The organism is Alloyangia pacifica (assembly GCF_003111685.1).
Taxonomy (GTDB): Bacteria; Pseudomonadota; Alphaproteobacteria; order Rhodobacterales; family Rhodobacteraceae; genus Salipiger; species Salipiger pacificus_A.
This window is the reverse complement of record NZ_CP022189.1, coordinates 527,087-539,793: the sequence shown is the minus strand read 5'-3', so window position 1 is coordinate 539,793 and position 12,707 is coordinate 527,087. Positions and strand designations below refer to the sequence as shown.

General features: G+C 65.0%; 10 protein-coding genes. 5 read left to right on the top strand and 5 right to left on the bottom strand.

Going from position 1 to position 12,707, the window contains the following annotated elements; translation table 11 throughout:
* Window positions 1-9: 9 nt before the first annotated feature.
* Window positions 10-966, bottom strand: a complete 957-nt coding sequence (locus CEW88_RS02610; RefSeq protein ID WP_108964552.1) for a zinc-binding metallopeptidase family protein — start codon at window positions 964-966, stop codon at window positions 10-12.
* A 312-nt stretch (window positions 967-1,278) separates the two neighbouring features.
* Here CEW88_RS02610 and rimP point away from each other — a divergent pair, with 312 nt between their 5' ends.
* From rimP to infB, 4 genes are read left to right on the top strand one after another with little or no spacing between them, the layout of a single operon-like run.
* Window positions 1,279-1,863 carry a ribosome maturation factor RimP gene (rimP, locus tag CEW88_RS02605; RefSeq protein ID WP_108964551.1) on the top strand — a complete coding sequence of 195 codons (585 nt, stop codon included), beginning with the start codon at window positions 1,279-1,281 and terminating at the stop codon, window positions 1,861-1,863.
* A gap of 4 nt (window positions 1,864-1,867) precedes the next feature.
* The gene (nusA, locus tag CEW88_RS02600) at window positions 1,868-3,490 is read left to right on the top strand and encodes a transcription termination factor NusA (protein WP_108964550.1); all 1,623 of its coding nucleotides are present in this window, start codon (window positions 1,868-1,870) and stop codon (window positions 3,488-3,490) included.
* 7 nt (window positions 3,491-3,497) lie between these two features.
* Complete coding sequence (locus CEW88_RS02595; protein ID WP_108964549.1) at window positions 3,498-4,151, top strand: RNA-binding protein; 654 nt, start codon at window positions 3,498-3,500, stop codon at window positions 4,149-4,151.
* Window positions 4,152-4,161: 10 nt separating this feature from the next.
* Window positions 4,162-6,687 (top strand): translation initiation factor IF-2, encoded by a 2,526-nt coding sequence (gene infB, locus CEW88_RS02590; protein WP_108964548.1) that lies wholly within the window; start codon window positions 4,162-4,164, stop codon window positions 6,685-6,687.
* A 208-nt stretch (window positions 6,688-6,895) separates the two neighbouring features.
* Here the strand turns inward: infB and CEW88_RS25090 are convergent, their stop codons facing one another.
* The 4 genes from CEW88_RS25090 to CEW88_RS02575 form a co-directional block, all read right to left on the bottom strand.
* Window positions 6,896-7,018, bottom strand: a complete 123-nt coding sequence (locus tag CEW88_RS25090) for a hypothetical protein (RefSeq protein WP_095882083.1) — start codon at window positions 7,016-7,018, stop codon at window positions 6,896-6,898.
* Between the two features lie 160 nt (window positions 7,019-7,178).
* The gene (mutT, locus tag CEW88_RS02585; protein ID WP_108964547.1) at window positions 7,179-7,580 is read right to left on the bottom strand and encodes an 8-oxo-dGTP diphosphatase MutT; all 402 of its coding nucleotides are present in this window, start codon (window positions 7,578-7,580) and stop codon (window positions 7,179-7,181) included.
* Between the two features lie 91 nt (window positions 7,581-7,671).
* On the bottom strand, window positions 7,672-8,901 hold the full coding sequence (argJ, locus tag CEW88_RS02580) for a bifunctional glutamate N-acetyltransferase/amino-acid acetyltransferase ArgJ (RefSeq protein ID WP_108964546.1): 1,230 nt from the start codon (window positions 8,899-8,901) through the stop codon (window positions 7,672-7,674).
* Window positions 8,902-9,777: a peptidylprolyl isomerase gene (locus tag CEW88_RS02575; protein WP_108964545.1), complete on the bottom strand. Its 876-nt coding sequence runs from the start codon at window positions 9,775-9,777 to the stop codon at window positions 8,902-8,904.
* 184 nt (window positions 9,778-9,961) lie between these two features.
* On the opposite strand from CEW88_RS02575, the gene secA reads away from it, so the two are divergent.
* Window positions 9,962-12,685, top strand: coding sequence for a preprotein translocase subunit SecA (secA, locus tag CEW88_RS02570; protein WP_108964544.1), 2,724 nt, complete (start codon window positions 9,962-9,964; stop codon window positions 12,683-12,685).
* Window positions 12,686-12,707: the final 22 nt, after the last annotated feature.

Genomic DNA, 12,707 nt, shown 5'->3' with positions numbered 1-12,707 from the left:
AAAGGTGCCTTAGAGACGCTGCAGCCAGCGGTGCGCGAGCGTCATCTTCTCGCGCACCGGGTGGGTCAGCACGAAGGGGTAGAGATCGGGCAGATCAAGCGCCCGGTTCACGTGGTTCACCGCGATCGACAGGTTCACGGCGCGGGTGATCAGCGCCTCGGTGTCCGTCTCAAGATAGGCGTCGTAGCCTTCCGCGGGGAAATCCGGCAGCCGCAACCCGCTGGCCAGACCGCTGTCGAGCATCGAGACGAGATGCTGCAGATGCGCGAGGGTTTCGGCCCAGTCCTCGTGTGGGTGGGCGGTGGCATAGGTGGTGATGTAGTCCGAGCCGCGCTCTTTCGGAGCCTTGTAATGCTGCTCCAGGGCCTCCGCGTAATCCGCGCGCTCGTCCCCGAAGCGCGCCCGGAAATCTTCGAGAAAGGCCGGATCCTCGGCCAGCCGCAGGAAGAGGAAATGCGCCATCTCGTGCCGCATGTGCCCGAGCATCGTGCGGTAGAGTTCGTCGAACTGCTCCTGCCGGCGCGCGAGGACTGCCTCGCTCGCCTCGGTGACGTTGATGGTGATGACCCCGTTCGCATGTCCCATGACCACGTCCGCCTCGCCATGAAGCGTCTCCTCCGAGAGCATGCGAAAGACCGGGCGCGGGCCGATGTCGGCGGGCGTGAACCAGCCCCAGCGCGACAGCTCGGCGAGCATCTGGCGCTTGACCAGTTCGCTGTCGGCCCAGAGCGGAAGGTTCTGCTCGGCGCGCAGGTCGGGCACCGTCTCGGTCATTGCGCAGGACCGGCAGAGATCGCCCTCTTCGGCCACCCAGTTACAGGCGATGTCGTCGCGATTGGCGCAATGCCGGGCGCCCGCGAGCATGGCCTGCGCGTCGGGATCGAAACTGACCTCCTGCCCGCAGCTGCAGGCGAGGTTGTGGAAGTAGACCCTGCTCGAGCAGGCGGGGCAGCGGAAGATTTGCATCTGGGATTCTCATGTGCGGGGTACGAGTCGGTAACTTCTCGGGGCGACCATGCGTTCCCATGCATCAATCAACCCCATCAGAGGGCGCATGGAAAGGGGATTGCATGAGGGGCGGATGACGGTGGCGCGCGTTCTCGGCGGCAAAGCGCGCGCAGCCACAGCCGCCCTTGGGTGAATCACCCTTGCGAAATCCGCAGCAGACACGTATATGCCCCTTCAACAGCGGCGCGTCGGTCCTGGCACCGAAGCTCCACCGGGAAACACCGACGGGCCGCGCGCCCGTATTTTTGTTTCCGAAGGAGTCGGAGAAACATGACCGACCTCATCGCCAAATCATCGCTCGACAAGCGCCTCGCCGAGATCGTCGGCCCCGTCATCGAAGACATGGGGTTCGAACTCGTGCGCATCCGTCTCATGGGGGGCAAGACCGCCACCCTGCAGATCATGGCCGAACGCCCCGAGGGCGGCATCGAAGTCGATGAATGCGCCGACATCTCCACCGCGGTCTCCGCCGTGCTCGACGTCGAGGACCCGATCATCGACGCGTACACGCTCGAGGTGTCCTCGCCCGGGATCGACCGCCCCCTCACCCGCCTCAAGGACTTTGAGACCTTCGAGGGCTACGAGGTGAAGATCGAAACCGCCGAGATGATCGACGGCCGCAAGCGCTGGCGCGGCGTGGTCGCCGGGGTCGAGGGCGGCGAAGTGCTGCTCAACATCGAGGAGGGCGGCGAAGACCAAACCATTGGCCTGCAATTCGACTGGCTGTCGGACGCCAAGCTGGTGCTCACCGACGATCTGATCCGAGACATGCTTCGTGCCCGCAAGGCGCAGGAAGTGGACGAAACCAAATTCGACGACATCGAGGCCGACGACGCGGCCGCTCAGGAGGACTAAGACCATGGCCATCACCTCTGCCAACCAGCTCGAGCTTCTGCAGACCGCAGAAGCCGTCGCTCGCGAGAAGATGATCGACCCCTCGCTGGTGATCGAAGCGATGGAAGAGAGCCTCGCCCGCGCCGCCAAGAGCCGCTACGGCTCGGAGATGGACATCCGCGTGAAGATCGACCGCAAGACCGGTCGCGCCAGCTTCACCCGCGTGCGCACCGTGGTCGAGGATGACCTTCTTGAGAACTACCAGGCCGAGATGACCGTCCAGCAGGCCAAGCAGTACATGGCCGAGCCCAAGGTCGGCGACACCTATGTCGAGGAAGTCCCGCCGGTCGACCTCGGCCGTATCGCCGCGCAGAGCGCCAAGCAGGTGATCCTGCAGAAGGTGCGCGAAGCCGAGCGTGACCGCCAGTACGAGGAATTCAAGGACCGTCAGGGCACGATCATCAACGGTCAGGTCAAGCGCGAGGAATACGGCAACGTCATCGTCGACGTGGGCCGTGGCGAAGCCATCCTGCGTCGCAACGAGAAGATCGGCCGCGAGAGCTACCGCCCCGGCGACCGCATCCGCTGCTACGTCAAGGACGTGCGCCGCGAAGCGCGCGGCCCGCAGATCTTCCTGTCGCGCACCGCGCCGGAATTCATGGCCGAGCTGTTCAAGATGGAAGTGCCGGAAATCTACGACGGCATCATCGAGATCAAGGCCGTGGCCCGTGACCCGGGCTCGCGCGCCAAGATCGGCGTCGTGTCCTACGATGGCTCGATCGACCCGGTTGGCGCCTGCGTCGGTATGCGCGGCAGCCGCGTGCAGGCCGTCGTGAACGAACTGCAGGGCGAGAAGATCGACATCATCCCGTGGAACGAGGACATGCCGACCTTCCTCGTGAACGCGCTGCAGCCGGCCGAAGTGTCGAAGGTGGTTCTCGACGAGGACGCCGAGCGCATCGAGGTCGTCGTGCCCGATGAACAACTGTCGCTGGCCATCGGCCGCCGCGGCCAGAACGTGCGCCTCGCCTCGCAGCTGACCGGCCTCGACATCGATATCATGACCGAGGAAGAAGAATCGAAGCGCCGCCAGGCCGAGTTCGAAGAGCGCACCAAGCTCTTCATGGACACGCTGGACGTCGACGAGTTCTTCGCGCAGCTGCTGGTGGCCGAGGGCTTCACCAACCTCGAGGAAGTGGCCTACGTCGAGCTCGACGAGCTGCTGGTGATCGACGGCGTCGACGAAGGCACCGCCGAGGAGCTGCAGACCCGTGCCCGCGAGTTCATCGAAGAGCAGGCCCGCAAGGCGCTCGAGAAGGCGCGCGAGCTGGGCGTTGAGGAGAGCCTCATTGAATTCGAGGGCCTCACTCCCCAGATGGTAGAGGCACTGGCACAGGACGACATCAAGTCGCTCGAAGACTTCGCCACCTGCGCAGACTGGGAACTTGCCGGTGGCTGGACCACGGTCGACGGCCAGCGCCAGAAGGACGACGGTCTGCTCGAGAAATTCGGCGTGGACCTCGAAGAGGCGCAGAATATGATCATGACCGCCCGCGTGATGCTGGGCTGGGTCGACCCCGAGGAACTCGTGTCCGGCGCGGCAGAGAGCGATGAGCTCGACGGCGAGCCCGACGAGGCGGAGGCCTGAGTCCCAGATGAGCCGCGGAGGTCAGGATAAGGACGGGGCAGACGGGCCCGAACGGCGCTGCATCGCCACTGGCGACGTGGAGCCCAAGGGCGGCTTGATCCGTTTCGTGGTCGGGCCCGAGGGTCAGGTCGTTCCTGACCTCGCGGGCAAGCTGCCCGGTCGGGGCATCTGGGTCTCGGCCGATCGCAAGGCATTGGAAAAGGCGGCGGGCAAGGGCCTCTTTGCCCGCGCGGCCAAGGGGCCGGTAACGGTTCCCGAAGGGCTGCCAGACCTCATCGAGGGCATGCTTGCCCGACGGGTGGTCGAGCTGATCAGTCTCGCCCGCAAGGGCGGCGGCGCGGTCTCGGGTTATGAAAAGGTGAAGGACTGGCTTTCGAAAGAGGAAGCCCGCGTCCTGATCCAGGCCGAGGACGGATCGGCCCGCGGCAAGACGAAATTGAGTACTCCCTACGGGGGGAACTACATCGGCTGGCTCACTGCGGACGAGCTGGGGCTGGCCTTCGGACGCGAAAAGGTGATACATGCAGCGCTTGGCGCTGGTGGACTCACCAAACGTGTTGTAGAGGAGGCCCAACGTTTGAAGGGCCTGCGCGTCGCATCGGCAGACGCGAAAACGGCAGCAGGGGCTGCCGCGGGCGGCAAGGGCCGCCGGAAAGGATAAGAGAATCTTAATGAGCGATAACGACGGCAAGAAGACTTTGGGTTTGCGCGGCGGCTCCCACTCGGGGAACGTGAAGCAGAGCTTCAGCCACGGCCGCACAAAGAACGTCGTGGTAGAAACCAAGCGCAAACGCGTCGTGGTCCCGAAAGCGGGCGCCGCAGGCGGTGCAAAGGGTTCGGGCGGCGGATCGCATGGCGGATCGGGCAAGCGCCCGGCGGGCATCACCGACTCGGAGATGGAACGCCGGCTGCGCGCGCTGCAGGCCGCTAAGGCGCGCGAAGCCGAAGAGACTGCTCAGCGCGAGGCCGTGGAAAAGGCCCGCGCCGAGGAGCGTGAGCGCATGCGCGCCGAAAAGGAACAGAAAGAGCGCGAGCAGCGCGAGGCCGAAGAGCGTGCCAAGGCGAAAGCCGAGGAAGAACAGCGCAAGGCCCGCGAAGCTGCCGAGGCCGCGGAAGCGGCCAAGAAGGCAGAAGCCGCGCCCAAGAAAGCCGCTGCTGCGGCCAAGGACGACAGCGCTGCAGGGGCTCCGGCCCGCGCGGGCGGTGCGCCCGGGGCCAAGCCGGCGGCTCAGCCGCAGCGCAAGGCCGAACGCGAGCGCGAAGAGCGTGGCCGCTCGGCGCGTGCCCGCGACGATGGCAACCGCCGCTCCGGCAAACTGACGCTGAACCAGGCTCTGGGCGGCGAAGGTGGCCGGCAGAAATCCATGGCCGCGATGAAGCGCAAGCAGGAGCGTGCGCGTCAGAAGGCCATGGGCGGTGCACAGTCGCGCGAGAAGGTCGTGCGCGACGTTCAGCTGCCCGAGGCGATCACGGTGGCGGAACTCGCCAACCGTATGGCCGAGCGCGTGGCTGACGTGGTGAAGTCGCTCATGCAGAGCGGCATCATGGCGACGCAAAACCAGAGCATTGACGCCGACACGGCGGAACTGATCATCGAGGAGTTCGGCCACCGCGTGACCCGCGTGTCCGATGCTGACGTCGAGGACGTGATCAAAACCGTGGACGACAAGCCGGAAGACCTCCTGCCGCGTCCGCCGGTCATCACGATCATGGGCCACGTCGACCACGGCAAGACCTCGCTGCTCGACGCGATCCGCAACACCAGTGTGACCTCCGGCGAAGCCGGCGGCATCACCCAGCACATCGGCGCCTACCAGGTGACGACGAAGAACGGCGACGTGCTGTCCTTCCTCGACACCCCGGGTCACGCCGCCTTCACCTCGATGCGCTCGCGTGGCGCGCAGGTGACGGACATCGTCGTGCTGGTGGTTGCCGCGGATGACGCCGTGATGCCGCAGACGGTCGAGGCGATCAGCCACGCGAAAGCGGCCAAGGTGCCGATGATCGTGGCGATCAACAAGGTCGACAAGCCGTCCGCGAACACGACCAAGGTGCGCACCGACCTGTTGCAGCACGAAGTCGTCGTCGAGGAGATGTCGGGCGATGTGCAGGACGTCGAGGTTTCGGCCAAGACCGGCCAGGGTCTCGACACGCTGCTCGAAGCCATCGCGCTGCAGGCGGAAATCCTTGAGCTCAAGGCCAACCCGAACCGCGCCGCACAGGGTGCTGTCATCGAAGCGCAGCTCGACGTGGGCCGTGGTCCGGTGGCGACGGTGCTCGTGCAGAACGGCACGCTCAAGCAGGGCGACATCTTCGTCGTGGGCGAGCAGTACGGCAAAGTCCGTGCGCTGATCAACGACAAGGGTGAGCGCGTTCAGGAAGCTGGACCCTCGGTGCCTGTCGAGGTGCTGGGTCTCAACGGCACGCCCGAGGCCGGCGACGTTCTCAACGTCACCGAGACCGAGGCGCAGGCTCGCGAGATCGCCGAGTACCGCGCACATGTGACCAAGGACAAGCGCGCCGCAGCCGGTGCCGCGACGACCTTGGAACAGCTGATGCAGAAGGCCAAGGACGACGAGAACGTCTCGGAACTGCCCGTCATCGTGAAAGCGGACGTGCAGGGCTCGACCGAAGCGATCGTCCAGGCGCTCGAGAAGGTGGGCAACGACGAGGTCCGCGTGCGCGTCATCCACTCCGGTGTGGGCGCGATCACCGAGACCGACATCGGCCTCGCCGAAGCCTCGGGCTGCCCGGTCATCGGCTTCAACGTCCGTGCCAACGCTCCGGCCCGCAACGCGGCCAACCAGAAGGGCGTGGAGATCCGCTACTACTCGGTGATCTACGACCTCGTGGACGATGTGAGAGCGGCGGCCTCGGGCCTGCTGTCGAACGAAATCCGCGAGAACTTCATTGGCTACGCGGCGATCAAGGAAGTCTTCAAGGTGTCCAACGTCGGCAAGGTCGCCGGCTGCCTGGTCACCGAGGGCATCGCCCGCCGCTCCGCAGGTGTTCGCCTGCTGCGCGACAACGTTGTGATCCACGAAGGCACGCTGAAGACCCTCAAGCGCTTCAAGGACGAGGTTGCCGAGGTGCAATCCGGCCAGGAATGCGGCATGGCCTTCGAGAACTACGATGATATCCGCCCCGGCGATGTCATCGAGATCTTCGAGCGCGAGGAAGTCGAGCGGTCGCTCTGATCGCCCTGCCCTCCTGCGGCAGCAAAATTTGAAAAGGCCGGCGATCACCTCGCCGGCCTTTTTGCTTGGGCCTATGGCTTGCCCTTGGAGCGTTCATCTTCCCTGCATCGTGGACCGTGCGATCTTTGCCGACGTCAGCTTGGGGCAAAAAAATACGAGCCGCCTTTTCAGGCGACTCGCATGTCGTTGACTTCTACGGGGCGTACAATCAGACCGGGCGCCCGGTGAAAACCTGCTGGCCGACGCGGACGACGAGACGCCCATCGGGAAGGGTCTTCTCAAGAAAGCCCTGGACCGAAATGCAGCTACCCATGATGATGGTGCGCAACATGTTGTGTCCTAAACTAAAACTCTGTGCGAACCATTATTACGCCAGTGGGCCGCCCAAAACTACACAAATCTTGCACAAAACTGTTTCAATAATGAGCAAAACTGCCTGTTTTTGCGATGATTTTCTGATCATACGCCCCAAAGCATCAAGAAATCCTTGATCAGAGCAAATCCCTGAGAATCGGTATCAGCGGCACGTCGGCGGGCGGCATAGGGTAGTCGGTGAGCTCGCGCGCCCGCACCCATTTCAGCACCTGCCCCTCGCGCGCCTGGGGCACGCCCTGCCATTTGCGACAGGCAAAAAGCGGCATCAGCAGGTGGAAATCGTCATAGGCATGCGAGGCAAAGGTCAGCGGCGCAAGGCAGCTGTCCCAGGTCTCGATCCCAAGCTCCTCGTGCAGTTCTCGGATGAGCGCCGCTTCGGGGGTCTCCCCAGGCTCGACCTTACCACCCGGGAATTCCCAGAGCCCGGCCATCGACTTGCCCTCGGGCCGCTGCGCTAAAAGCACGCGCCCCTCGACGTCGATGAGGGCAACGGCAGAGACGAGGACGATGTTTTTCATGGCGAGGGGCTTTCCGTAGATGCAGAAACGCGAGGGGCGGAGCCCCTCGCGCTCTCCGGGATATGTGCCCCCACAAAGAGGGGCAAGGCTGTTACGACCGGTAATCGGCGTTGATCGAAATGTAGCCGTGGGTCAGATCACAGGTCCAGACGGTGGCCTTGCCCTGCCCCAGACCAAGATCGACCGAGACGGTGATCTCGGGCGCCTTCATCAGCCGGGCGCCGTCTTCTTCGCGGTAGTCCGGCGAGCGCCAGCCCTTTTCCGCCACCAGCACGTCGCCAAAGCGGATCGTCAGGAGGTCACGATCCGCCGCCGCGCCGGACTTGCCGATCGCCATCACGATGCGGCCCCAGTTCGGGTCCTCGCCGGCGATGGCGGTTTTGACCAGCGGTGAGTTGGCGATGGCCATGGCGTGGGTGCGCGCGTCGGCGTCACTGGCGGCGCCGGTCACTTCGACTGTGACGAACTTGGTCGCCCCCTCGCCGTCCTTGACCACCTGGTGCGCGAGATCGAGGAAGACGGTCTCGAGCGCCTCGGCGAAGGCCGTGTCCGCTTCGGTCACCTCGATGCCCGAGGCGCCGGTGGCGCCCATGAGCAGCGTGTCGGAAGTGGAGGTGTCGCTGTCGACGGTGATGCAGTTGAAGCTGCGGTCGTTGATCTGGCTGACCAGTTTCTGCAGCAGGGTCTGCGGCACCTTCGCGTCGGTGAAGATGTAGACCAGCATGGTCGCCATGTCGGGCGCGATCATCCCCGAGCCCTTGGCGATCCCGGCGATCTTCACCGGCCCACCCGGCAGGTCGACCGTGACGGTCGAGCCCTTGGGGAAGGTGTCGGTGGTCATGATCGCCTTGGCCGCGCCGGAGATGCCGGTGGCATCAAGCGCATTCACCAGCTCGTCCACCTTGGCGGTGATGCGCTCATGCGGCAGCGGCTCGCCGATCACCCCTGTCGAGGAGGAGAAGACTCGCGCCTCGGGCAGGCCCGTCGCCGCCGCCACCGCCGAGGTCACCGCGCGGGTGGACTCGATGCCGTTGCGGCCGGTGAAGGCATTGGAATTGCCCGAGTTGACGATGATCGCCGCGCCCTCGTCAGAGGTGGCGCCGATCTTGGCCTGGCAGTCGAGCACGGGGGCCGAGCGCGTGGCCGAGCGGGTGAAGACCCCCGCCATGGTGCTGCCTGCGTCGAGCAGGGCCAGCATGACGTCGGTGCGCCCCGCGTAGCGCACCCCCGCCGCGACAGAGGCAAAACGCACCCCGTCGATCACCGGCAGGACGGGAAAGGCCGCAGGGGCTAGCGGGGAAACGGCGAGGGTCTTGGCCACTCAGTCCTCCAGCAGCTGCAGGTTGGACAGGATGGAGGGATCGATATCCCCCGAGGACTTGCGGGTGATCTCGGCGCCAGCCTCGGCGTCGTCCATATAGGCTGCGACGGCTTCCTGCTGCACCTGCTGGGCGAGCTGATCCCGCACCTCGTCGAGCTTCGGCGCTTCCTTGGCGCGAGTCTCGTTGAGCTTGATCACATGCCAGCCGAACTGGGTCTGCACCGGCGCTTCGGAGATCGCGCCCGGCTCCATGTCCGCGACCGCGGTCTCGAAGGGCTCGACCATCATGCCCTTGCTGAACCAGCCGAGTTCGCCGCCGTTGGGGCCGGACGGGCCGGTGGATTTCTCCTTGGCCACAGTGGCGAAATCGGCGCCGCCGTTCAGCTCTTCGATGATCGCCTTGGCCTCGTCCTCGCTCTCCACGAGGATGTGCGAGGCGTTGTATTCCTGGCCCTGGTCGGCATCGGCGAACTGCGCGTCATAGGCGGCCTGCAGCGCCTCGTCGGTCACCGCGGCGTCGGCCACGGCCGACACGGTCTCGGCGGCGAGCAGCGTGCGGCGCTCGGTCTTCAGCGACAGGTCCACGCGCTTGGTCTCGACCGCCTTCTCGTCCTGTGCGAGCACTTCCTGCTGAACCAGCTGGTCGAGGATGCCGTCCCAGAGCACGTCATCGCCAAGCTGCTGGTACTGCTCGGGCAGGCTGGCGCGCACGACCAGCATCTCGCCGAGGGTGATGTCCGTGCCGTTCACCGTCGCCACGACGGTGTCGGCGCTCAGCGCCTCGGTCTGCTCCGCAGCCTGATCCTGGGCGTGAAGGGGCAGCGCGAGGGTCAGGGCGAGCGCGGCCGCCCCCAGTGTGGTGAGGGTTTTGGGCATCTAGGCGTCCTTCCAGTTGGCCGCCCGCCACCGGGCGGCGTTGACACTTACCAACCTGCCGCTTACATCGCCACAAGGCTCTGCAAGGCCGGTCGTTCCCCTGTGTCATATGGGTTGAGTGCGAGGCGGGCAAGCGGATGCCTCACGCGGAACACGACTTTGTCAGACAGGACAGGCAGGCCACATGCTCGGAATGGGAAAACTCGCGCGGAAGGTGTTCGGCACCCCGAACGACCGCAAGATCAAGGCCACCCGACCTCTGATCGCTCAAATCAACGCGCTGGAACCCGAGTACGAGGCGCTGGACGATGCCGCGCTGATCGCCAAAACCAAGGAGTTCCGCAAGCGCTTTGCCGAGGGCGAAAGCCTCGACGCGCTGCTGCCCGAGGCCTTTGCCAACTGCCGCGAGGCGGCCAAGCGCGCGCTCGGCCTGCGCGCCTTTGATGTGCAGCTGATGGGCGGGATTTTCCTTCACCAGGGTAACATCTCCGAGATGAAGACCGGCGAGGGCAAAACGCTGGTCGCCACCTTCCCGTCGTATCTCAACGCCCTTTCCGGAAAGAGCGTGCACGTGGTGACGGTGAACGACTACCTGGCCCGCCGTGACGCCGAGTGGATGTCCAAGGTGTTCGCCGCGCTCGGCATGACCACCGGCGTGGTCTACCCGCAGCAGCCCGAGGACGAGAAGAAGCAGGCCTATGCCTGCGACATCACCTATGCCACCAACAACGAGCTGGGCTTCGACTACCTCCGCGACAACATGAAGTCCGAACTGGATCAGATGATGCAGCGCGGCCATGGCTTCGCCGTGGTCGACGAGGTGGACTCGATCCTCATCGACGAGGCGCGCACCCCGCTGATCATCTCCGGTCCCAGCCAGGACCGCTCGGACCTCTATGTCGCCATCGACCGGCTGATCCCCGAACTGCCCGAGGACGGCTACACGCTCGATGAAAAGAGCCGCAACGTCACCTTCACCGACGAGGGCAACGAGGCGCTCGAGGACATGCTCCACCGCCGCGGCATCCTGCCCGAGGGCCAGACGCTCTACGACCCGGAAAGCACCACCGTGGTGCACCACGTCAACCAGGGCCTGCGCGCGCACAAGCTTTACACCCGTGACAAGGACTACATCGTCCGAGACGGGCAGGTCGTGCTGATCGACGAATTCACCGGCCGGATGATGGCCGGCCGCCGTCTGTCGGATGGCCTGCACCAGGCGATCGAGGCGAAGGAAGGCTGCCAGATCCAGCCCGAGAACGTCACCCTCGCCAGCGTGACCTTCCAGAACTACTTCCGCCTTTACGACAAGCTGTCGGGCATGACCGGCACCGCGCTGACCGAGGCCGAGGAATTTGCCGAGATCTACAAGCTGGGCGTGGTCGAAGTGCCGACCAACCGGCCGATCGCGCGGATCGACGACGACGACAAGGTCTACCGCACCACCGCCGAGAAATACGCGGCGATCACCGAAGAGATCAAGACGGCGCATGCGAAGGGCCAGCCGGTCCTCGTCGGCACCACCTCGATCGAGAAATCCGAGCTGCTCTCGCAGCTGCTGAGCAAGGCCGGGCTGACGCACAATGTGCTCAACGCCCGCCAGCACGAGCAGGAAGCGCAGATCGTCGCCGACGCCGGCAAGCTGGGCGCGGTCACCATCGCGACGAACATGGCTGGCCGCGGCACCGACATCAAGCTGGGCGGCAACTTCGAATTCCTCGTGATGGAGGCCATCGCCGCCGATCCCGAGGCCGACCCTGAAGAAATCCGCGCCCGCATCGAGACCGAGCACGCCAAGGCCGAGGCCGAGGTGAAGGAGGCCGGCGGTCTCTTCGTGCTGGCCACCGAGCGCCACGAGAGCCGCCGCATCGACAACCAGTTGCGCGGCCGTTCGGGCCGCCAGGGTGACCCGGGTCGCAGCTCCTTCTACCTGTCGCTCGAAGATGACCTGATGCGCATCTTCGGCTCCGAGCGGCTCGACAAGGTGCTGACCAAGCTCGGCATGAAGGAAGGCGAGGCGATCATCCACCCTTGGGTGAACAAGTCGCTGGAGCGCGCGCAGGCCAAGGTCGAAGGCCGCAACTTCGACATCCGCAAGCAGCTGCTGAAATTCGACGACGTGATGAACGACCAGCGCAAGGTGATCTTCGCGCAGCGTCTGGAAATCATGGAAGCCAAGGATCTCTCGGAGATCGCAGAGGACATGCGCCACGAGGTGATCGACGAGTTGGTCGAAACCTATGTGCCCGCGAAGGCTTATGCCGATCAGTGGGACATGCAGGGTCTTTACGCCGCGTGCATCGAGAAGCTCGGCATCGACCTGCCGGTCATCGCCTGGGGCGACGAAGAGGGCGTCGACGCAGAAACCATCCGCGAGCGCATCGAAGAGGCCACCGACAAGCAGATGGCCGAGAAGGCCGAGGCCTTCGGTCCCGAGACCATGCGCCAGATCGAGAAGCAGGTGCTGCTGCAGACAATCGACACCAAGTGGCGCGAGCACCTTCTGACGCTCGAGCACCTGCGGTCGGTCGTGGGCTTCCGTGGCTATGCGCAGCGTGACCCGCTCAACGAGTATAAGAACGAAGCCTTCCAGCTCTTCGAGTCGATGCTGGAATCCCTGCGCGAGCGCGTGACCGAGCAGCTTGGCCGGGTGCGCCCGATGACCCAGGAAGAGCAGCAGAAGATGCTGCAGCAGATGGCCGAACAACAGGCGCAGCAGCAGAAGCTCGCCGAGCAGGCGCATGCGGTCGGCCCGAGCGAGAACGCGGCCGTGCCGGAATCGCACGAGCCTCTGGTCGACGGCTTCGACGAGAACGAGCCGGCAACCTGGGGCAATCCGAGCCGCAACGATCCCTGCCCCTGCGGCTCTGGCAAGAAGTTCAAGCATTGCCATGGTAGCCTCGCCTGATCAGGCGCCGCTGACATCGCAG

Excerpts from the sequence above, each read along its gene's own strand:
- CEW88_RS25090 (WP_095882083.1), bottom strand. The coding sequence starts at position 7,018 with ATGTTGCGCACCATCATCATGGGTAGCTGCATTTCGGTCCAGGGCTTT.
- CEW88_RS02610 (WP_108964552.1), bottom strand. The coding sequence starts at position 966 with ATGCAAATCTTCCGCTGCCCCGCCTGCTCGAGCAGGGTCTACTTCCAC.
- mutT (WP_108964547.1), bottom strand. The coding sequence starts at position 7,580 with ATGAAAAACATCGTCCTCGTCTCTGCCGTTGCCCTCATCGACGTCGAG.
- secA (WP_108964544.1), top strand. The coding sequence starts at position 9,962 with ATGCTCGGAATGGGAAAACTCGCGCGGAAGGTGTTCGGCACCCCGAAC.
- nusA (WP_108964550.1), top strand. The coding sequence starts at position 1,868 with ATGGCCATCACCTCTGCCAACCAGCTCGAGCTTCTGCAGACCGCAGAA.
- rimP (WP_108964551.1), top strand. The coding sequence starts at position 1,279 with ATGACCGACCTCATCGCCAAATCATCGCTCGACAAGCGCCTCGCCGAG.
- infB (WP_108964548.1), top strand. The coding sequence starts at position 4,162 with ATGAGCGATAACGACGGCAAGAAGACTTTGGGTTTGCGCGGCGGCTCC.
- CEW88_RS02595 (WP_108964549.1), top strand. The coding sequence starts at position 3,498 with ATGAGCCGCGGAGGTCAGGATAAGGACGGGGCAGACGGGCCCGAACGG.
- CEW88_RS02575 (WP_108964545.1), bottom strand. The coding sequence starts at position 9,777 with ATGCCCAAAACCCTCACCACACTGGGGGCGGCCGCGCTCGCCCTGACC.